The organism is Sphingobacterium sp. InxBP1 (genome assembly GCF_026191775.1).
Taxonomy (GTDB): Bacteria; Bacteroidota; Bacteroidia; order Sphingobacteriales; family Sphingobacteriaceae; genus Sphingobacterium; species Sphingobacterium thalpophilum.
The window spans coordinates 825,247-844,241 of record NZ_JAINDX010000049.1; the positions used below are offsets into that span (position 1 = coordinate 825,247).

Annotated in this window: 23 protein-coding genes and 1 tRNA gene; 20 read left to right on the plus strand and 4 right to left on the minus strand. The window is 41.1% G+C overall.

What is annotated here, in order from left to right; genetic code table 11:
• Window positions 1-2: 2 nt before the first annotated feature.
• From K7A41_RS23435 to K7A41_RS23485, 11 genes are all read left to right on the plus strand, one after another.
• Window positions 3-2,561, plus strand: a complete 2,559-nt coding sequence (locus tag K7A41_RS23435; RefSeq protein WP_265715798.1) for a bifunctional DNA primase/polymerase — start codon at window positions 3-5, stop codon at window positions 2,559-2,561.
• Window positions 2,561-3,100: a hypothetical protein gene (locus K7A41_RS23440; protein ID WP_265715799.1), complete on the plus strand. Its 540-nt coding sequence runs from the start codon at window positions 2,561-2,563 to the stop codon at window positions 3,098-3,100. The genes K7A41_RS23435 and K7A41_RS23440 overlap by 1 nt, the downstream gene beginning before the upstream one ends.
• Window positions 3,097-3,444, plus strand: coding sequence for a hypothetical protein (locus tag K7A41_RS23445; RefSeq protein ID WP_265715800.1), 348 nt, complete (start codon window positions 3,097-3,099; stop codon window positions 3,442-3,444). Before K7A41_RS23440 ends, K7A41_RS23445 begins: the two co-directional genes overlap by 4 nt.
• A 237-nt stretch (window positions 3,445-3,681) precedes the next feature.
• Window positions 3,682-4,011 carry a hypothetical protein gene (locus K7A41_RS23450; protein ID WP_265715801.1) on the plus strand — a complete coding sequence of 110 codons (330 nt, stop codon included), beginning with the start codon at window positions 3,682-3,684 and terminating at the stop codon, window positions 4,009-4,011.
• Window positions 4,012-4,251: 240 nt separating this feature from the next.
• Window positions 4,252-4,494 carry a hypothetical protein gene (locus K7A41_RS23455; protein ID WP_265715802.1) on the plus strand — a complete coding sequence of 81 codons (243 nt, stop codon included), beginning with the start codon at window positions 4,252-4,254 and terminating at the stop codon, window positions 4,492-4,494.
• The gene (locus K7A41_RS23460) at window positions 4,494-4,919 is read left to right on the plus strand and encodes a hypothetical protein (protein WP_265715803.1); all 426 of its coding nucleotides are present in this window, start codon (window positions 4,494-4,496) and stop codon (window positions 4,917-4,919) included. The genes K7A41_RS23455 and K7A41_RS23460 overlap by 1 nt, the downstream gene beginning before the upstream one ends.
• A gap of 624 nt (window positions 4,920-5,543) precedes the next feature.
• Window positions 5,544-5,987, plus strand: a complete 444-nt coding sequence (locus K7A41_RS23465) for a VRR-NUC domain-containing protein (RefSeq protein WP_265715804.1) — start codon at window positions 5,544-5,546, stop codon at window positions 5,985-5,987.
• Window positions 5,984-6,385 carry a hypothetical protein gene (locus tag K7A41_RS23470; protein ID WP_265715805.1) on the plus strand — a complete coding sequence of 134 codons (402 nt, stop codon included), beginning with the start codon at window positions 5,984-5,986 and terminating at the stop codon, window positions 6,383-6,385. The genes K7A41_RS23465 and K7A41_RS23470 overlap by 4 nt, the downstream gene beginning before the upstream one ends.
• A complete protein-coding gene (locus K7A41_RS23475; RefSeq protein WP_265715806.1) occupies window positions 6,378-7,151 on the plus strand; it encodes a terminase small subunit in 774 nt (257 codons plus the stop codon). The genes K7A41_RS23470 and K7A41_RS23475 overlap by 8 nt, the downstream gene beginning before the upstream one ends.
• A 337-nt stretch (window positions 7,152-7,488) precedes the next feature.
• Window positions 7,489-8,940: a phage terminase large subunit gene (gene terL, locus K7A41_RS23480; RefSeq protein ID WP_265715807.1), complete on the plus strand. Its 1,452-nt coding sequence runs from the start codon at window positions 7,489-7,491 to the stop codon at window positions 8,938-8,940.
• 10 nt (window positions 8,941-8,950) lie between these two features.
• Window positions 8,951-10,468 (plus strand): phage portal protein, encoded by a 1,518-nt coding sequence (locus K7A41_RS23485; protein ID WP_265715808.1) that lies wholly within the window; start codon window positions 8,951-8,953, stop codon window positions 10,466-10,468.
• 23 nt (window positions 10,469-10,491) lie between these two features.
• Here K7A41_RS23485 and K7A41_RS23490 read toward each other — a convergent pair whose 3' ends face one another.
• Window positions 10,492-11,226: a hypothetical protein gene (locus tag K7A41_RS23490; protein WP_265715809.1), complete on the minus strand. Its 735-nt coding sequence runs from the start codon at window positions 11,224-11,226 to the stop codon at window positions 10,492-10,494.
• A gap of 362 nt (window positions 11,227-11,588) precedes the next feature.
• Between K7A41_RS23490 and K7A41_RS23495 the strand changes: the two genes are divergently transcribed.
• A tRNA-Asp gene (locus K7A41_RS23495) sits at window positions 11,589-11,662 on the plus strand.
• Window positions 11,663-12,632: 970 nt separating this feature from the next.
• Entirely contained in the window at window positions 12,633-13,256 is a 624-nt protein-coding gene (locus K7A41_RS23500) for an NYN domain-containing protein (protein WP_265715810.1), read from the plus strand.
• A 56-nt stretch (window positions 13,257-13,312) separates the two neighbouring features.
• On the opposite strand, the gene K7A41_RS23505 is transcribed toward K7A41_RS23500, so the two are convergent.
• Window positions 13,313-13,513, minus strand: coding sequence for a hypothetical protein (locus K7A41_RS23505; RefSeq protein WP_265715811.1), 201 nt, complete (start codon window positions 13,511-13,513; stop codon window positions 13,313-13,315).
• A gap of 2 nt (window positions 13,514-13,515) precedes the next feature.
• On the minus strand, window positions 13,516-13,989 hold the full coding sequence (locus K7A41_RS23510) for a hypothetical protein (RefSeq protein WP_265715812.1): 474 nt from the start codon (window positions 13,987-13,989) through the stop codon (window positions 13,516-13,518).
• A gap of 135 nt (window positions 13,990-14,124) precedes the next feature.
• Between K7A41_RS23510 and K7A41_RS23515 the strand changes: the two genes are divergently transcribed.
• Entirely contained in the window at window positions 14,125-15,012 is an 888-nt protein-coding gene (locus K7A41_RS23515) for a hypothetical protein (protein WP_265715813.1), read from the plus strand.
• Between the two features lie 20 nt (window positions 15,013-15,032).
• Here the strand turns inward: K7A41_RS23515 and K7A41_RS23520 are convergent, their stop codons facing one another.
• Window positions 15,033-15,638: a hypothetical protein gene (locus tag K7A41_RS23520; protein ID WP_265715814.1), complete on the minus strand. Its 606-nt coding sequence runs from the start codon at window positions 15,636-15,638 to the stop codon at window positions 15,033-15,035.
• A 167-nt stretch (window positions 15,639-15,805) separates the two neighbouring features.
• Here K7A41_RS23520 and K7A41_RS23525 point away from each other — a divergent pair, with 167 nt between their 5' ends.
• Genes K7A41_RS23525 through K7A41_RS23550 form a run of 6 tightly spaced genes read left to right on the plus strand, consistent with a single transcriptional unit; the run spans window position 15,806 to window position 18,986 of the window.
• Entirely contained in the window at window positions 15,806-16,480 is a 675-nt protein-coding gene (locus tag K7A41_RS23525; RefSeq protein WP_265715815.1) for a hypothetical protein, read from the plus strand.
• A 9-nt stretch (window positions 16,481-16,489) separates the two neighbouring features.
• Window positions 16,490-16,888, plus strand: a complete 399-nt coding sequence (locus tag K7A41_RS23530; RefSeq protein ID WP_265715816.1) for a hypothetical protein — start codon at window positions 16,490-16,492, stop codon at window positions 16,886-16,888.
• A complete protein-coding gene (locus tag K7A41_RS23535; RefSeq protein ID WP_265715817.1) occupies window positions 16,888-17,982 on the plus strand; it encodes a hypothetical protein in 1,095 nt (364 codons plus the stop codon). The genes K7A41_RS23530 and K7A41_RS23535 overlap by 1 nt, the downstream gene beginning before the upstream one ends.
• Window positions 17,982-18,377 carry a hypothetical protein gene (locus K7A41_RS23540; RefSeq protein WP_265715818.1) on the plus strand — a complete coding sequence of 132 codons (396 nt, stop codon included), beginning with the start codon at window positions 17,982-17,984 and terminating at the stop codon, window positions 18,375-18,377. Before K7A41_RS23535 ends, K7A41_RS23540 begins: the two co-directional genes overlap by 1 nt.
• Window positions 18,378-18,381: 4 nt before the next feature.
• Entirely contained in the window at window positions 18,382-18,711 is a 330-nt protein-coding gene (locus K7A41_RS23545) for a DUF6706 family protein (protein WP_265715819.1), read from the plus strand.
• 2 nt (window positions 18,712-18,713) lie between these two features.
• Complete coding sequence (locus tag K7A41_RS23550) at window positions 18,714-18,986, plus strand: hypothetical protein (protein WP_265715820.1); 273 nt, start codon at window positions 18,714-18,716, stop codon at window positions 18,984-18,986.
• Window positions 18,987-18,995: the final 9 nt, after the last annotated feature.

The window sequence follows — 18,995 nt, forward strand, 5'->3', positions numbered from 1 at the left end:
AGATGGGAGTTGAATTAGGGAAAATATGGCCAATGATTTCCGAACTTGTTAAGGACGGAATTTCGCTGATACCAGTGCGTGAGGAAGCTGAGTGTGGCCGGCCCGCCAAAACTCCATATGGTTCATGGGCTGAGTACCAGCAGCGCGTTGCCGATGAGGGGGAGCTGTGGGTTATCATGGAGCAAAAGAATACGACGGCGATTGCTGCAGTGTGCGGGGCTGTATCTGGTAACCTTGAATGTATTGATATTGACTCCAAGTATTATCCAGGTATTGACGCAATTCTTCTCAGTGATATCAATAAGTTCTACCCACATCTCGCTTCCCGTCTGCGGATCCACCGCACCCCCTCTGGCGGTTATCATATCATATACCGAATCGCAGACCGTGCGCCTCAGGGTAACCTGAAGCTTGCGGGCCGGATGAAAACGGACGAGGAGTTGCAGGCAGATTATTCATCCGGTAAGCGGAAGCCAACCAAAACCGTGAACTTCTTGGAAACCCGTGGCGAAGGGGGATATTTTCTTTTCCCTCCATCATTGGGGTACACCATACATCAAAACAATCCGATTCCTGTTATCACTTGGGAGGAGCGTTGCTCACTGATCAACCTATGTCAGAGTTATTGCGAGATTACCAAGGTTGCCCCGTCTCCTAAGCTCACTCAAACACAGGAGTCAATTTATACCACCAACCCATTCGAGGACTTTAACAACCAGTGTGATCCCGTGCAACTCATGGAGTCTCAGGGGTGGAAGTTTCTTCGGGAGAACACGCGTTTTATTTGGTTTACAAGGCCAGGTAAGGAGGACGGTGTGTCTGCGTCTTTCAACAGAGAAAAACGGGTATTCTACATTTTCACAAGTTCCACGGACTTGCAGGAGGCTAGAGGATACAACCCTGCTACTCTATTTGCCGAGTTTACGCACAATGGGGATAAGAAAGCAGCATTCCGTGAACTGGTCCAAGGAGGTTTCGGTCAAGTGAAGCGTAATGTCGAGCAGTCATTGGTAAAGAAAGCTGTTATCAATGGACAGTCCGCCGTTCCTCCGAACTTTTCAGAGGAGGCAAAGGAGGAATTTCAAAGATTGCAGGAGCAGTTTGCCCAGATGCACCCGTATGGCGTATTCTGGAAGTATGACGAAAACCATAAAATGCAGATTAGCCGTGAGGACTTTTTGCATGTGGCTAAGAACCTTGGTTTTCGATCGTACAAACAGGCCGCCATTCAGATCAATGGTAAGTTCGTAGATCGTATTGATGTGATGACCTTCTTCGATAATATGAAGGATTATATCCAGGAAGAGGAAGCGGATGTATACAAGGATATTTGCAATGCCTATGAGAAGTTTATCCAGTCTTCTGGCAAGTTTATTATGGATAATCGTCTCGAGCGGTTCGACGATAGCGACTGCATTTACGACACAGCCGACTGCTGTTACAAGTTCTATAACAATGTAGCCATCCGGATCACTGCCGACACGATAACCAAGATGGACTACGCAGACATTGATGGCTTGATTTGGACCGATAAAATGTTATCACGTAACTACCTTGGCGATGATGTGCAGCCTTCTCAATTGTTCCAAACCTACCTTAAAAACGCGACCGGAGAAGAAGCGGGCCAAGTGAAGGATTATATCAGAAACGTTATTGGATACCTGTCCCATGACTTTAAATCTGAATCGGCTGGATATATCATTGTCCTTCAGGAAATGGTTTCTGACCCAAAAAAGGGGGGCGGATCGGGTAAGAATATATTTGGTAATATCCTTCGAGAGATGACTACTGTCTGCACCGTTCCAGGGGCAATGGTGCAGTTCAATGAAAAGTTCTTACAGGCTTGGAACGGCCAGCGTGTGTTTTTCCTTGCGGACATCCCTAGAAAAATAGATTGGTCATTCCTTAAGGAACAGACAACCGGTTTCGGATTATTGAAGAAGCTTTATAAAAACGAGGAGGAGATCCGTCCGGAGGATATGCCTAAGATTCTGATCAATACCAACTTCTCCTATGAAGATTCAGACGGTGGCCTCCGCCGGCGGATACGTCCTGTTGAGTTCACTGACTACTATACACGGCATGGTGGTGTTGATGCCGTTCACAATAAAATGTTCCCTTCGGGATTTACCAAGGAAGACTGGAAAGGTTTTGACGACTTCGTTATCTCGTCAATTCAATACCACCTGCAGCAAGGCGGTAAGGTTGAACTGGTTGAGCTATCCAATATTGGTTGGGACAAGAAGTTCTCAAACCAGTATGGAGAGAAAACATTGGAGTTCCTGAAGGACAATATCAGCCATTGGCTGCGTATGGATTTTGTGGAGGCCGGAGCCTTCCAACGCCAATATGATGAGTATGTGTCAGGTGAATTGAAGGAGAAGTATAAGCTATCTCAGAAAACATTATCCAATGCAGTGAAAGAGTTTTGCGAACGTCACGGTCTATCTTTAGAACATTCCCAACCGAAGTACATACCGAATCAGGGAACTAAACGAGTGCATATTTTCGAAGGCGTGTATGAGGGAGCGGAAGTCGAAGATGACGGATTTCCTTTTTGATGCCGAATTTTGGTGAAATTTTTCTTACTGATAAACAGTATTTTACAAACAAAATGTTTAAATTGTTTGAAATGTTTAAAATGTTTAATAAGTTTGTAGAGTCAAAAGGGACAACGGTACCTAAGATTGACAAAAGGCGAACGCAGTCGCCTAGATGTACTGCAAAAAAAGCGCGGTTAGAAGGAGGGCATTCCTATCTAACCGCTAGTAAAAAATCTCTAACAAAGAATTTAAACGTGATGCAAAGTAATGAAAATTTAATCAAAATTCACAATTCCGCCCGTGAAATAGTCGGTGATATAGGTTTCGACGAAGCAATCGAGATGCACGCGGAATATCAACTGGACAATCATACAACAATTTGCCCTTTCTGTTCATGGGTGGTTAGTGATGACCAATTGGTGTATGTTACCGACTCACAAGGCAGCTGGGAAGATCCGGCAGAAGCCCATAACGAATGTCCTTGCTGCAGGGTGGAACTTTCAGCAAGCTGCCTAGAAAAACCTGATTTTGAAACTTGGCTAAAGGTTACGGCATGAACAACGAAAATATCACTGGCAGGTTGGATCGGATCCAGCCTCCAACTTTGGGCGGTGTTTGGGATGCAAGCAATGATCGTACTGAGCAGACAAGCGCCATCGAAAAGTACCACAAATTGCAACAAGCTTGGCAGAAGAATAAGTTTAAGCCAACTACAAGAATGGAATATCTGATGCGTCGGGTGCGAGCGTACTGGCGGCTGATGGTTTTCCGTTTACAGGTCGCCAGCAACCGGTGGGATAAGATCCTGCATTCTGAAAAGGCAATGGTTGCAATTTGTGTAGTGCTTATAGCACTATGCATGATCGTTGGATTTTTACTAGGTATTAATTTCCCGGATTAAAAAATGGGGCGTTCCTAAAAACATGAACATACACACTTTACAGCAACAATACGGAATTGAACTGATCCACCTTGACGGATCTCTTCATATGGTTTACAACCGCAAGGTTGTTTGTCTTCCTCGGGCACCGTGATCAATAGAGGAATTGCGCAGGCTGGTATTTGTCGAGTTTGCGATAAGGATGTAAAAACCTGTTTGGCTCTCTGTTTGGAGAGCCTTTTTTAAACAATCTTGAATATGAAATTTTACGAATTACAGATAGGTCAAAAATTCACTTTCGATGGCAAGCTTTGGGGCAAAGAGTTTATTGTCGTAGCCAAGGAACCTACCAATATCACAATTGAGCAACTTGGGACTGGAGAAGCCACGGTTGTCCATAGCAAAAGGAAGAAATACACGTATGAGGTGTCATTGATGGATAATAAGGCGCCTTTGTTCTTTGATGAGATCGAGACAGAGTTGCTGACTAAAATACTCCAGGAAGCATACTGGATTTCCGCTGAGAAAGGGGAGCCTGAGACAAACCGGACGGCTATAAATTCTCTGTACAAGAAAATCAAAGGTTAACCCAGCCCCTTCGGGGGCTTTGAATAAAATAGATATGAATACTGAAATAGAAGTAATAGGTAATGGTGTGTATTATGGATTTCGTATTGTATGGACAAACGAACATCATACATATCAATATAATTCAGGAATGTGCTTTAGTTCATCGGAAGATGCACACGATGAAGCCTTGAAGTATTTAGCTAATTAATATTAATTAACCAAAACGGCGGTGTAAAAGCCGCCTTGTTAAACAATAAAATGGGAAGAACAGCAGATCGAACCGCTCGCCGGAAAGCTCAATCTGAGCAATGGTGTAAAGAGTTCCAAAAACGTAAGTCTAAGTTAAAATCACTTGGATACGAGGTGTATTTGTCAGCTAAAGCATATGGTGAAGAAAGTTGGTGCTATCGTAAAGATGGTCAGATATTAGAGGGGTTGGCATGGGGTAGCGAAAATGGAGTCGTTAGTTATCTGGAAGATAAATTAAATATAGAGAACTGATGGCGCATTATAATTTACACTTTACAGATCGTGAAGCAGCTCAAAATTGGGCGGATAACTATGGAGGTAAGTTTCATGATAATATGCACACACGTGGAGATGATAGTGGTACCAACTACACAGTTAGAGAAGAATACGATGATGATGGTACGCCATTTACTCAAACAGTATTCGACCATCATTGTATTGTTTATCATCCAGTATACGGTACGGGATATGTGCAAGGTAAAACATATGATAATTGGATTCAAGTCATATTTCCTAAGGAATGGACTGGTGATTTACAAGACTCAGCGTATGCATTGGTAGTAGATGTTGATATTAACAATAATAAATTGTCATTTAAACCGGATGTATTCACCCAAGACGCTTCCGGTAGGAGGTATTTAAAGTACATCGAGGATCATCCTCATTGGTATCTGTAATGCACCGATCTTCATTTCATAACTCCCCAATACAGCCCCTTCTGAAAAGTTGGGGCTTTTCTTTTGTCCTTCCATCACTTTACAACTTTTTCTCGACACTACCAAAAAAAAGTGAAATTAGCTATTTATTACAAAATATTACGACGTCTTACGCCATCTTACACGTGTCTTACATAATATTATGTAAGAAAAAAGTGCCTTTACACCTTCACTAAGGCCTATTTTTACCTGTCTTACAAAATAATACCCTTTTTTTACTAAAAAAAACATATTATAAAAAAACGTATATATATGTTATAACACGCAAACGTTTGCATAAAAATAAGATGTATATGTAAATTATATATTATAGGAAAGATTCAAAACTATGGGGTTATTTTGTAAGAACTGATAAAATCCTGCTCTATTGCTCAGAATCGCTGTTTTTCTCTTACTTTATTCTGTAAGACGGCCTTCTCGTTTTGTAAGAAACTGCCCATTTCTACGGGTTCCCGTACAATTTTCATTTTTCTGAACATAACATTTGCGTTATCTAATGTTATGTTGTATTTTTGAGTTGTGTATGTTTATGATAGGGGCCGGAGCGGTCAAGGGTGAAGGCTCCTATTTTTAAAATGAACAAAAATGACAGAGGAACAATTACAAGCAAAGATCTTCCAGTATATGTGGAATTATTACCCTTCAACACGAAGGAAGTTTTTCCATGTTGCTAATGAACTCCCCAACGATGCTGAGTACGTCCTTTCACAGGTACAGCGTCATGTTGGATCTCAACGATGGTTTACTATCCTACGCGAGTCAATTCGCAAACGTATTGGAATGTTCTTGTCACGGAGACGTGCAAGTGGTATCGTTCCGGGTATTCCTGATATGATCCTTATCAATTCAGGTCGTGCATTTGGATTCGAACTGAAAACAGAGGAAGGCACAGTTTCTCCTGCTCAAAAAGAAGTACACAAAACTTGGTCAGAGGACGGAACACCCGTGTGGGTTATAAGATCTCTTGAAGAATACCTTGACGTTATAGTATCAATCCTTGGTCAACCAGAAATTAAGAAAGCGTCATGAGCAACCGTCAACCTATACAGATCAATCAAAATATTGCCAAGTACGTTGCTTCGCATCACCCAGATGTATTTCAAGAAGCTGAGCAGAAGCTTAAAGCTATTCCATGTTCAGCGGAGCTGGTAGAGCGTGTTGTAAACCTGGCATACCTGCATAGTGAAGAAACTTGGAAGGTTAGATTATTGGCAATAATTTCAGTCCTTCTTCTGTGTTCGCCTGAGTCAATACTTACGGATATAAAAATCAAGAATGGGGTGTCAAAGCTGCTTAGCGACGCATTAGGCGTAACATCTCAGGCAATTAGCGGAAAGATGGACCAATGTAGATTTTATTATTCAAAAACATCTTGGGTAAGAGATACAGTTCATGAAATTTTAGAGGAGGTTAGGGGAGATGAGTGAGGAAGTGAAGTTGACAGTCAATCAGCAGCGTTTTGTTGAGGAATATTGCTCTAATGGTTACAATGCAACACAAGCGGCAATAAGTGCTGGATATAGTGAAAATACAGCTAGATCACAAGGGCAACGTTTGTTGACAAATGTTGACATCCGAGAAGCAATAAAGACTCGACTTGATCAGCTTACCCTTACAGCTGAGGAACTTACCAAAAAAACAGCTGATATTGCTAAAGGCAACCTTGCAGACTATATGACCACTCGCATGGTTGAATATAGGCCAAGGGTTAAGAAAGGTCTTAGGGATATCATTAGTGAACTCGAATTCAACCTGATACTTCAAGAGGAGTTTTGCGCTGAGAAAGGTTACACTGAAGAACAGTATGATGATTTTCAAAAATCTGTTGTTGAGCCTATCCAGGATAAGATCCTAAAATATTCAATTGAATTGAAACATAATCCAGATGCATACCGATATGTGGATGGTGAGCCTGAATTAATTCCCCAAGTCGAGGTTGACATGCCGAAACTGTTAGCAGATAAAGAGCGGGGTATAATTAAATCATTCAAATATGGCAAGAATGGATTAGAGGTTGAGCTTTATCCGGCCGATGCAGCAATGGATCGTTTGATGCGAGTTAGAGGCATGTTTAAAGATAAATTAGATATCACAACCAAAGGAGAATCGATGAACGAGAAGGTATCGCCCGAGGAAGCACAGCGTTTGCTGAAACAACTTTCAGGTGGAAATTTTAATATAGAGGAGGGGTAAACATGAGCACATTATTAAGTCAATTCAAAAGTTTGTTTAAAGATATGCATACGCGCGTATTGGAAAGCCTGAAAGATACTAGAGAAGAAAGAGCTGATAAAATTGCTAAAGAGGATCTATCATATGCATTCAGGTGTATAGCCCATCCTGTGACTTATGAAGACTCTGAACACTTTCAAAAGCTCAATTTGAATCAAATGTATTGCATATTATCTCATTTGAGAAGAGGTTACACCCTAGATGTTATCAAACAACACAGCATGTGGACTATAGTGCAATGACAACAGAAGGATTCACAAAACGAGATATTATAGCCCTCTGGTGCAAGTCATCGATAATGAACTACACCAAGTACTTCTTCCAAAAGCAATACGGAAGGAGTTTTGTTGTTGGTGAGCATCATGTTAAGATAGCTGCTGCACTGGATGATGTATTGATGGGCCGTCTTAAGCGCTTGATTATCAATATAGCGCCCAGATATGGTAAAACTGAATTGGCCGTAAAGAACCTTATATCGGCCGGCCTTGCGATCAATCCTGCTTCGAAATTCATTCACCTGTCATATTCGGATGATCTTGCTTTGGATAACTCGGAAGCTGTAAAGGATTTGGTGCAAAGTGAAGCGTACCAACAGTTGTTCCCAGATGTGCAATTAAAACAAGGCGCCACGGCTAAAAACAAATGGTATACCACGCAGGGCGGTGGGGTTTATGCACGTGCAGCCGGTGGTCAGGTTACAGGTTTTGGTGCAGGGCAGGTTGATATTGAACCGGGTTCCAGCGGTGATGCAGACGAGGAAGAGTTCCAATCCGCCCTTGATGATCTTACTGCTGATACCGGCGTCACCACTTTCGGCGGTGCATTGATCATCGATGACCCGATAAAACCTGATGATGCGGATAGCGATGTTGTTCGCGGCCGTGTGAATAACCGATTCGATAGCACGATTATCAACCGGGTGAACTCTCGTAATACACCTATCATCATCATTATGCAGCGGTTGCACGAAAATGATTTATGTGGTCATGTATTAGAGAATTATCCAGGTGAATGGACAGTGCTTTCATTGCCGTGTATTATCGTCGAGGAAGGACAGGAATTGAAGGATGGACGTGCGTTATGGGAGTTCAAGCATACGTTGGATGAGCTTTTGAAAATGAACGACATCAATCCAATCAACTTCGGTCGGCAGTACATGCAGAATCCTCAGCCTAAGGAAGGTTTGATGTATAATGAGTTCAAGTTGTACAGTGTTAGGCCTAATAGGGCAGTTACGAGGAAGTCATACACAGATACCGCAGATGAAGGTAAAGATTACCTGTGTAGCATCGCATACGAGGAGACTGATACAGCCATATACGTTACCGATGTGATTTATACGCAGGATCCTATGGAACTGACGGAGCCTTTGACAGCGCAGCAGTTTGCTTTCAATAAAGTTGAGTTTGCAAAGATTGAGTCCAACAACGGCGGTAAGGGCTTTGCTCGTAACGTTGAAACTGAGCTAACCAAGATGAAGCATTACGATACTAAAATTGAGTGGTTCCATCAAAGTGCTAATAAAGCCGCAAGGATATTCTCCAACTCAAATAAAGTCAATCAATTGGTCCATATGCCGGTAGGATGGGAGAAAATGTGGCCTGTTTTCGCTAAGCATATCAAGGCTTATTTGAAGTCAGGGAAGAATGCCCATGACGATTGCGCTGACTGTTTAACAGGTGTCGTTGAGAATTTTGGAGAGACTAACGAAAGCAATATAGACGAATCAATAATTGGAATGTTTGGGTAAAGATAAAGTTATGGCAAAAGAAATTAAGGTGGCATCAGCTGCCATTGATCCAAAGGTAATTGAAGAGTTAGGCAAGGAGTCAACTCCGGCCTATGATGTGAAGAAGGAAACTGACATCAAGGAGCACAATATCTACGATGAGCAGCTTAGGAAGCGTAAAGAGGTTAAAAAGAAGGTGATTGGATCGGATGGCAAACCAGTGATGCAGGCCGATGGGAAAACGCCTACACTGACCACAATATACGTCGATCCCGCTCGTCTTCCTTTAGCATTGCAGGAGATCATTGTCACTCGCAGGGTGGCGTTTATGAATTTAGGTAAGGCACGTTTGTATGCTGAACCGGATGGCAATGACCAGGAGCGGGCCTTCAATCTTTTACAGCGCCTTCGTGAGAACAACAAGGTCGGATATAAGGAATCTGAGATCGCCAAGCTGTTGAATAAGGAACTGCAAGTAGCGAAGTTGTGGTATTCCAAAGAAGCGTTGGATGCGAGTCACTGGGGGGGCTACAGCACTGTTACTAAGGATTTCAAAATGCAGATCCTAGCGCCAAGCAAAGGGGATACGCTTCTTCCAGTATTTGATGCCAATGGCGATTTGACATACTTCGGTAGACAATACGATCGCCGGAAGTCATTAGAGGAATTGGCAGGTGATACTGGAGGCGGTGGCGACAAGACAGTGAAATGCTTTGACATCTACAGTGCGGACCGGTTATTGAAGTTTGAGCAGGGAGGATCTGGCGGCTCCGGTGGAGGTGAGGGTGGATGGACCTTGGTTGCTACCGTGGACTTGCCATACAAGAAGCTCCCAATCATCTACTATTCCAAGGACACCCCGATATGGGCTAATGTACAGCCATTGATTGAACGATTGGAAACCGTTATCTCAAACTTTGCTGATACGAATGACTATCACGCTTCGCCTACTTTAGTATTCAAGGGAGCGGCAGGAGCAGAAGCCCAGGAAAAAGGAGAGAGCGGTAAGGCAGTATTGTTGACAGGTGATCATGCAGATGCTAAATACGTTACCTGGGATCAGTCTGTTGAGGCAGTAGAACTGGAAATCGACACACTAGTCAATTTCATCTATTCCCTCACCCAAACTCCAAATATCAGTTTTGAGGAAATGAAGGCTTTGGGTGATCTTTCAGGCGTCGCGTTCGATCGTGTGTTCATCGATGCTCACTTGGCGGCTAGTAACGAGATTGATGGCGGATATGGTGAGTTGTTGCAGCGTAGCGTGAATTTGGAGAAGGCGTTATTGGCGAGTATGGATACTGGGCTTACTGCTGCCTTGCAGGAGCTGGCTGTCACGGTTGAGGTACCACGGTTCAAACTGGATGATTTGGATGCAGATGTTGATTTGGCGATTAAAGCTAAAGAAGCGGGGCTAACCTCATTGGAGACAGCCATGGGTATATCTGGACTGGTTACCAACGTCCAGGACGAGATGGCGAAGATTAAGGCTGAGGGATCGGCGGCAGGTGCCGAGGGGACAGTTGTGAAGTTAAAAGGCGCTGGTTAATGGAAGGGCGCCTGAGTGGCGCCTTACTTATTGGATGTATTTCTCTTAAAGTTTTTATAGAAAAATGATGTTTGTTTTACCCTTAAATCTTGAAGCCAATCTCCATACTTTTGAAGAAATAATTTATCATATATAAATACGTGTAAATCAAAATCTTCTGATTCTGGTTTTTCTTGTTTTAAAGCATTAAATATCAAATTTGGGGCAATGTTTTCCTTATTAATTTTTTTGTATTCATATTTATCAATGAATCTGTTTATAACAGAAGTATGATAATTATGGTGTGCGGAGAAAATAGTTGATTCGAAAGACATAAATTTGTTGTAGAAATCAATCAGTTCTTGATCATCGGATTGATTGAATATTGTTAGTGCTATTTTTCTAGCTGAAAATAATTCGGGTTTTAAATCTTGATAGTATTTCATGTACGAATACAATTTTATATAAGAATTATACACTTCGAATTCACCTGTATCATAAATATCTGTAAGTATTTCTTTGCTATGACTTTTAACTAGGTCTGGATTGTATTGATCCTTTCTAAGGTCTTCAAGTAGCTTTAATGTTTCAATCGTATAAGCGTATCCATCAATATCTATGTCGAACTTCTTTTCATTTTTCCATTCTCCTAAGGCTCTGGTAGCGACTTCATAAGTTTTAAGGGCAATCAACAACCCTACAACAGCCACAGCTCCTGTGAATACGTTAGTCAACAATTCGGCAAAATCAAAGAAATTCTTTGGCTCAAATATTTCCATAAAATTAAGTTAAACCCAAATATACCTCAACCGTACCAAAAACGCAACTATTCCCGAATAATAATAAAATGTTTAAAATGTTTACAAAATGTTTGTTTTGTTTGAAATATGTTGTATATTTGTTTCAGCGCGAGGCTAATGTACAACTAACAACTGCTCCCTACGGGGTGAGGTAATCAAAAACCAAAAAGGGGCGATAAAGCTTCGCCGTCGGGCACCACATATGTCCAATAGACCTGCGGCAGTTGTTTACTTGGATTATGAGGTGGCCTACAGCGACACAGGCGATAATAGGCTGGCATACCTGAAAAAGAATGTGTATTGATTTATGTATGCTTGACAGCTCGGAAAGACTAGCAAACGGTCTATTGGCTCAGTTGGTTAGAGTGTTCGGTTGTCAGCCGAGAGATCACGGGTTCGAATCCCGTATAGACCGCGAAAGATTGTTCTTTGAAAAAATTAAAGATATACGAGGTCAGATAATGTCGGGAACTCCTAATAAGTTACTTAGTAAAAGACGCAGATTATCGCGCTTCTTGGTCTGATGATGAAAGGTATCCTCTGTAAAGGGAGTTGTAACGTAAAATGCGTTGACTTGTAATTTGAAAACATAAAGCAAGATGCGTGTTGCTAGCTAGGCACGTCTTGAAGGTCTTCAAAACTTTCTTGCTTTAAAATTGAGGTGTGGCGGAAGGGGTTGGCGGTTCGCCGGCCGTGGTAGACGCAACCTACGGGAGTACCGAGTTGCCGGATAAAATAGTAACATTACTGGTTCGAATCCAGTCACCTCAACGCATTGATAAGTGGATTACGATCTACTTTATCTGTGTCTAATAAATTATTGTATTTTAATTCCCACTTACAGCTGTGAGGTTGGATCGTGGGAAACTGGGGCGGTGGCACTGGGTGAGCGGAAACAGCGACGTGTAGAGCAATCGAAGTCGAGACACCGCTATAAAGGTTCGAATCCTTTACGCTCCACAACCCTTACAGATAGCAGAGATGGTGCTAACCGTGTTGGGTGACATAGAACTGGAGACGGTTGACTTCATGGACAGGTAATAGAGATACGGACATGACCGGACGGGTATAACCTCGGCAACGATGAGTTAGCCAAAGAGTGGCAAATCGGAAAAACATTGGTTGGACTGTAAATCCATACCGAACGTTAGCACCTGACAGCCCGGAAAGACGGGCACTTTTTTAGCACTTTTCATAATTTAGGTTTATAATTGGTTGTACCGTGGGGTTGTCTCCCAAACACCTCACGGTTTTTTTTAAAAAATTTTTAAAAAATATTTTTAGATTACAACATAATTAGTAACTTTGTATAGTTAATAACTACCCCTCTAATGCATTGCGTCATTAGATCCAGCTCCTAAAGGAGCTTTTTTTTTACCTAATTTATGGATGAGAAGAAAAAAATTAAAGTTAATGTTTATATAGATGGATTTAATTTCTATTATGGTCTAAAGAACATAAAGTGGAAGAAATTTTATTGGTTAGATATTGTTTCTTTTTTTGAGCTTTTTATGAAACCAAATCAAGAATTGAATAAGGTATACTATTTTTCAGCTAAACCACATAATCAAGGACAGAAGAATAGACAAGGTGTATTTTTTAAAGCTAATCAAAGAAACCCAAAATTTCAATTGGTTTTGGGAAAGTTTTTGGAAAAGAAAGTTACTTTTGGTGGTAAGAAGTATAGTACCTATGAAGAAAAACAAACCGATGTTAACATAGCTGTTACTTTGCTTAGGTGTGTATTCACGAATGAATGCGATTCATCTATTGTTGTAACTGCTGATAGTGATCTTTCCCCTGCAATTAAACTAGCAAAGGAATTAAACCCAAAACATATGATATTTGGTTATATGCCTCCCGAAAGAACATCTGTTACTTTAACAAAATGTTGTAATGCCATTCTCCATTTGAAGTCCTACGAGAATAGGTTTAAAAAATGTATTTTAGATGATTCTTTAACGTTGGAAGACGGAACAGTATTAACTAGGCCAGTTAATTGGATATAGATATTGAAGTTATATAAAATCCCCCAGCACCGTGTGATGTTTGGGGGATTTTTTTGTTACGATCGTCCAGATCCCCCGCAGCACGAACAAGGGCTTCCCATAGCGCCAAGAACGTGACTTTTTCTAAGAATTTCTTGGGATTCTTTAACTATTTCAGTTTTCCAATCCTGCGATGACTTTTCAATCTTACCCTTTTGATAATCATCTAAAAGTTTAGATACCTCTTGGAGTTTGTTGTATAATTCAAATTCTGTCATAATTAAATATTTGTTGAGTTAATACTTGATATTTCTTTCTGGCTCATTTCGTGATATGCTTTCTTTATATCGGGCGATATCTTACTTCTTGGCGTATAGTTTAATCCTATTGGCACTTCATTCATGCCTATTAATTTATCATATAGATCTTTATATGCTTGCCAATATGATTGATAAAGCAAATCTCTCTCTATAACATCATGTATCCAAAGTGATGCTGTTAAACTTAAAGCGTTTATTGCTTTAATCACATCAGGTACAATACAAGTTGCGGGGTTAATGTCGTTTACAACCGCCCACGCGTTATGCAAATCAATGACCCCTTGTCTTTTCGCTATGTTTATGTCGGTCTGACGCTGGCGCTCCGCTATCTTCTTATTATTTTGATTTGTAATTATAGCTAAAGCAATAGTCCCTATACCGGTTAAAAGTGTTCCTGTTGCTAGAACAGTTGTAATACATTCATATTGAGTCATAATGTTCCTAAAATTTCCTTTTTTTAATAGGTTAAAGTCAAATATAATGAATAAGTGTTTTAAAAGGTAGTCAGGTTAAATGGAATTTTTAAACAAATTTAATTTTCCTTAAGTTTGTGTTAACATACACACATTATGAAAAGATTTTTTCCATTTATATTAGCTGCATCCTTGGCTGTTACCGGCTGTAGTAAAAGTGATGGGCCGGGTGATGAAAAGCAGATTCAAGAAGTTAAGACTGGCACAAATATTCGAGACAAATATGTTTCATTAATTCCTGAATTGAAGGGGTACCAGCATTTTGCAGAGGGAGGTACGCTGAACCAGAAATACAAAACTATTGGAGCTTTACGAGGAACTGATGTTTTAGTAGTATATATTGATGCGTCAGGTAAACTATTTTCTACAACTAAATTTAAAATTGATTCTAAATTCATCGACAAGTTTGGTCAACTAGGTTTTACAGTTGACAATAGAACAAAACCAAGTGATATTGCTTCTTTAATGTTTTGGGAGAAATTAAATTCAAGTGGCCCAACAGGCAGCCCAATTCCGGTACTTTATTCTATTGTATATCCAAACAACGGGAAGTTGATCAATGTTGGAATTGATGTTTCAAATTTGGAATATAAGTTTGTTTCTAATATGAACTTGACGTTCCAAACATTTTACTGCTATAATGGAAATAGGATTTTAAGTTTTGAAAGGAATACTGGAGCTAAGCTTTTAGAAAGTCCGATAAATGAAGCAATCCTATCTAAGAGTATAGCATCATATTATTTCGAAGACAACAAATTTATCGTTTTGTATAACGAGAATAAGGATATTGTAATTAAGTGTTTTCCTATAAATATTAATAAGGGATCCCAGGAGCCGCTTTGGCAGAACATAATAAAAGATTATGGTAATTTAAGTGACAAAGATATTGATATTTTGGACGATAAAGACAATTTGACAATTAAGTTAATATCAAAGAAATTAGAGTACAGATTCAAAAAATCAACTGGCGAACTACTGAAATAAAAAAGCCCTCTCATGAGGGCTTAATTTATCTTAGTCGGTTCTGATACCGGTTTACCAAACACATCTATAAAGAAAGCATATTTACCGAGAACCTTATTGCCTAGGCTGTTTGCAGCATAACAATGGATTTCGATCCGGTATTCATTAATACGGATGGTTTTTGCGTCCTGACTATCTATTATGGATCGTAGGGAATCCAATCTCGATGCCTTACCCGTCTCGCTTTTCACAGCTACTTCATAGTCCGCCAGCGCCTGTAGATAGTATTTTTCAACTCGATCATATTCAGCCTGGTTCTTCTTGGAAACCTTCCCATCCTTACCTTTCAATTTATCCAACTTCGTTTTGTAATCAAGGGTAAGATCGCGATACGCACCAATAGGATCACCTCCTAAATCAAGCGCCTCGGCGGCAGATAGCTCCAGTTTTGCTTTATCCTTTGCAGTATATGGCTCGGCGATCACTTTAAGCAACTCGTAACTATAAGGATCTTTGAAGTGCTTTTCAACGAACACGTCTTTGAAATAAACTTTGGCCTTTTCAACGACCTGAGCGCTGTCCAACCGTTGAGCAGACAATGCACCATATACCAATAAACTGATCAGCAATAACAAATACTTCTTCATACAAACCAAAGATAGCAAAAATATTGATTTACGACCTTACTGTTGCCCCCAACGGTAAGGACAACTATTTCCCTCCACCAACCCTGCGGGGTAACTTTGTTATATCGGGTTCTAACTGTTTAGAACGGCCATTCAAGGCGGGTAGACACTGGTAAAAACAAGAACAAATGGATATCAAAAAAGCAATTAGAGCACTACTTCAATCAGATTTTGGAGGCGTGCAACTTTCAGCAGCTCGTGTAGATGAGTTGGCAAAACGTTTGGATGGAAAAGTTGAAAATGAGGATCAGGTGAAGGAAAAGCTTTCCGTACTCAATGACCTACTTCCATTCTCTGACATAGCAAAAGAAGATGATAGGCAACGAAGCCTTAATTCTGAACTTGAGAAGCTTAAAAAAGGCGCTGGCAAATCTGAAGAGAAAGTAGAAGGTGGTGCTGGTGAAGCGGCCGGAGCAGGAGCAGGTTCGGGGACTGAGGATGTGCCGGCATGGGCTAAAGCTATTATTGAAGGAAACAGAGCGGTGACAGAAAAACTTGCTGCTCTTGAAGGGCAAAAAGTAGTCAACGACCGGAAGTCACTCATTCAGGCCAAGCTCAAAGATGCAGACGAGGCATATAGTGCAAAGGTTGTAAGGGATTTCGGTCGTATGTCATTTGCTGATGACGCAGCCTTCGAGGAATACCTTGCTGATGTTGAAGCTGATTACGCATCTCATGTGCAAACTACTGCTGAAAGTAAATTGGGTAATGATGCGCCGTTTAAAGGGATCGGTAAGGATGGGAAGGTAGCCGAGGCAACTAAGGAAGAGTTAGACTCGGTAATGAATGAAATTGGATTATAGGATAATCAAATGGGAACAACAGTAAATTTAAACAACGACGAACAAATCATCGATACCTCGCGGGACACCGTGATTATCGTTGACAATTTCCAATCTGTTCGTGGTGGACGTGCCCTAGATGTGACAGGTTATGCGCCTAAGGTCATTTATGCTGGGCATGTTATCATCAAAGATACAGCGACAGGAAATATTTATAAGCCCATGCCTGTGAATGCTGATGCAACCGCCTATGAGGCGTTGCCGGCAGGTTATGAGTATGCGCATATTTTGATCAATTCGATCTTAACAGCAAAACCCGCTGCTGGATTATTAGTGAGGGGAACGGTAAACCATAAGGCATGCTACATTGAGCCAACTACGGAAGCAAAGGAAGCATTAAAGCCTTTAATTGATTTTAGAGCAGACTAATGGAAAAATCACTATTTATTCAATGGGTACAAAAATTCTTCCCTGGGATTATTGTACGTACTGTCGAAACGTTGAACGATACAAAGAACCCTTTGGTCTATCTTCATACGTCGATGCTAAAACCAGTATTTTCTGTCACTGGTAAATGGGAAAATTTAAGCGCTTCTTTTAGCCTAGTGGCGGCCGATGTTGTGGCTATGGATTCAAGTTTGCCACTTAAAACTAGGGACTCAATGGCGCAAGCCTCAGGTGATATTCCTAAGCAGGGTATTGAACTAGCTCTAAATGAAACAGAGCTTACGCAGTTGGATACGCTAATTGCCAATGGTGCAACAAACGGTCAGGTGATCGCTAAATTATTTGCAGATACTCCAAGGGCAATTGGCGGTATTTACGAACGTAACGAAGCAATTTTCTTACAAGGAATATCTACTGGTTTAACAGTGGTAGATGACCCTGAAAATGTTGGTGTAGGGGTGCGTTGTGATTACAAATACAAGACCGACCACAAATTTGGAGTTACAGTTTTATGGGATAATCCAGCTACTGCAAAACCTTTGACTGACATCAAAAGAGTCATTGATAAGGCAAAAAAAGATGGAAATACAATCACTACAGTAATGATTGATAGCGAAACTCTTAACCAAATTGCAGATAGTGATCAGGCTCGTTCATTCTTCATGGCCGGAAACAATACAATCGTTACTGATTTATCGTTAGTTCCGCCGCTTGACGAAGATCAGGTCAATGCGCTTATGAAAAAGCGTTTTGGATTTACCTTTCTAAAAGTAGACCGAAGTATAAAGGTTGAACGAGATGGTAAACGGTCATCCATTAAACCGTACGCAGAAGGCGCATTAGTGTTTCTGACAAGTACAAAAGTAGGCGAATTAGTCTATGCAAAACTAGCCGAAGAAAACCACAAACAAGCAGGGGTTGAGTACCAAAAGGCTAATGAGTACATTCTCGTAAGTAAATTCCGTGTAACCACTCCTTCATTGAAAGAGGTAACACGTGCTCAAGCCCGTGTTGTTCCGGTAATTACGGCAATTGACGAAATCTATTTGTTGGACACTAAAACTGTACAAGCATAATGGCAGATCAAGAAAATAAAACAGGAGCACAATCAGGTGCTCCTTCAACTTCCCCACAAGGTGGACCGAAGTTAGTAAAGCATATCGTCACTGAATCTGATATCAAACACAATCCTGACCTTGAGAAACGGGGGGTAAAAGTTGGTGATGAGGTAGAGATTCCAGAAGATGCAAAAGCCAAAGCAGACGAGCGTGCGCAGAAGGATGCTGCAGCCGCAAAAGCTAAGGCAGAGAAGGATGCTGCCAAATCAGGAAAGAAAAAGTACACCGTCATTTCTCCATTTGCTGATAAAGATAATTTCAGCAAAAAATGGGAAGAAGGCGATGATGTATCGCATTTCTCTCAGGATCGGTTGGATTTGTGCGTTGAACGTGGATTGGTAAAGAAGGTATAGTATTATGGCAAGTGTAAAGGAAGTCTTAGTGTCGTCGATGGGGTACAAGTTCCCTGATGCAACGGTTGATATGGTGTTGGTGGAAAATGGGTTGGATCCTGTAGCGGAACGAGCGCCACAAAATCAAGATCAGACTAAAGCATTGGACCTTTCCCGCGTTGGGTTGATTGACTTCCTTTTAACACAGCCAAAATCTGTCAAGGAATTGGATTATCAGCTTACCCAGCAGGATGCTACAGCTTTGGAAGCATTACGCCGCAGGTTGTTGTGGAAATGGGGTATTGATGATCAGCCTAGTGATTCAGGATTCGTTGATCTTTCAAATACTCACTAAGTATGATCGAGCAGTATCCAGATAAGTTGGTAAGGGAAGACGGAAGCGAGTTATCTTGCCGGTTCTATCCCAACAACCGTAGCGCAGGTTTGAAGAAAGTGAAAGATGGTGTGGAAGTAGATGTAAAGTTTACTATAGCTCTTCCAGTTGATTCTCCGATGTTATTGGTTGACGAGGTGGTTACTGGGTATGACCGAAATGGTGAGGTTATTTGTTGGCAGGAGACGGTTGCGATCTTCCATAGGGGCCAGCTTCATTGTGTAGCGTATGTATAACTCTTGGTA

Bases quoted from the DNA above. Each gene is read 5' to 3' on its own strand.
- K7A41_RS23505 (WP_265715811.1), bottom strand. From the start codon at position 13,513: ATGACAGAATTTGAATTATACAACAAACTCCAAGAGGTATCTAAACTT.
- K7A41_RS23550 (WP_265715820.1), top strand. From the start codon at position 18,714: ATGATCGAGCAGTATCCAGATAAGTTGGTAAGGGAAGACGGAAGCGAG.
- K7A41_RS23520 (WP_265715814.1), bottom strand. From the start codon at position 15,638: ATGAAGAAGTATTTGTTATTGCTGATCAGTTTATTGGTATATGGTGCA.
- K7A41_RS23525 (WP_265715815.1), top strand. From the start codon at position 15,806: ATGGATATCAAAAAAGCAATTAGAGCACTACTTCAATCAGATTTTGGA.
- K7A41_RS23515 (WP_265715813.1), top strand. From the start codon at position 14,125: ATGAAAAGATTTTTTCCATTTATATTAGCTGCATCCTTGGCTGTTACC.
- K7A41_RS23470 (WP_265715805.1), top strand. From the start codon at position 5,984: ATGAGCAACCGTCAACCTATACAGATCAATCAAAATATTGCCAAGTAC.
- K7A41_RS23485 (WP_265715808.1), top strand. From the start codon at position 8,951: ATGGCAAAAGAAATTAAGGTGGCATCAGCTGCCATTGATCCAAAGGTA.
- K7A41_RS23510 (WP_265715812.1), bottom strand. From the start codon at position 13,989: ATGACTCAATATGAATGTATTACAACTGTTCTAGCAACAGGAACACTT.
- K7A41_RS23450 (WP_265715801.1), top strand. From the start codon at position 3,682: ATGAAATTTTACGAATTACAGATAGGTCAAAAATTCACTTTCGATGGC.
- K7A41_RS23460 (WP_265715803.1), top strand. From the start codon at position 4,494: ATGGCGCATTATAATTTACACTTTACAGATCGTGAAGCAGCTCAAAAT.
- K7A41_RS23445 (WP_265715800.1), top strand. From the start codon at position 3,097: ATGAACAACGAAAATATCACTGGCAGGTTGGATCGGATCCAGCCTCCA.
- K7A41_RS23435 (WP_265715798.1), top strand. From the start codon at position 3: ATGGGAGTTGAATTAGGGAAAATATGGCCAATGATTTCCGAACTTGTT.
- terL (WP_265715807.1), top strand. From the start codon at position 7,489: ATGAACTACACCAAGTACTTCTTCCAAAAGCAATACGGAAGGAGTTTT.
- K7A41_RS23545 (WP_265715819.1), top strand. From the start codon at position 18,382: ATGGCAAGTGTAAAGGAAGTCTTAGTGTCGTCGATGGGGTACAAGTTC.
- K7A41_RS23475 (WP_265715806.1), top strand. From the start codon at position 6,378: ATGAGTGAGGAAGTGAAGTTGACAGTCAATCAGCAGCGTTTTGTTGAG.
- K7A41_RS23535 (WP_265715817.1), top strand. From the start codon at position 16,888: ATGGAAAAATCACTATTTATTCAATGGGTACAAAAATTCTTCCCTGGG.
- K7A41_RS23490 (WP_265715809.1), bottom strand. From the start codon at position 11,226: ATGGAAATATTTGAGCCAAAGAATTTCTTTGATTTTGCCGAATTGTTG.
- K7A41_RS23500 (WP_265715810.1), top strand. From the start codon at position 12,633: ATGGATGAGAAGAAAAAAATTAAAGTTAATGTTTATATAGATGGATTT.
- K7A41_RS23540 (WP_265715818.1), top strand. From the start codon at position 17,982: ATGGCAGATCAAGAAAATAAAACAGGAGCACAATCAGGTGCTCCTTCA.
- K7A41_RS23455 (WP_265715802.1), top strand. From the start codon at position 4,252: ATGGGAAGAACAGCAGATCGAACCGCTCGCCGGAAAGCTCAATCTGAG.
- K7A41_RS23530 (WP_265715816.1), top strand. From the start codon at position 16,490: ATGGGAACAACAGTAAATTTAAACAACGACGAACAAATCATCGATACC.
- K7A41_RS23440 (WP_265715799.1), top strand. From the start codon at position 2,561: ATGCCGAATTTTGGTGAAATTTTTCTTACTGATAAACAGTATTTTACA.
- K7A41_RS23465 (WP_265715804.1), top strand. From the start codon at position 5,544: ATGACAGAGGAACAATTACAAGCAAAGATCTTCCAGTATATGTGGAAT.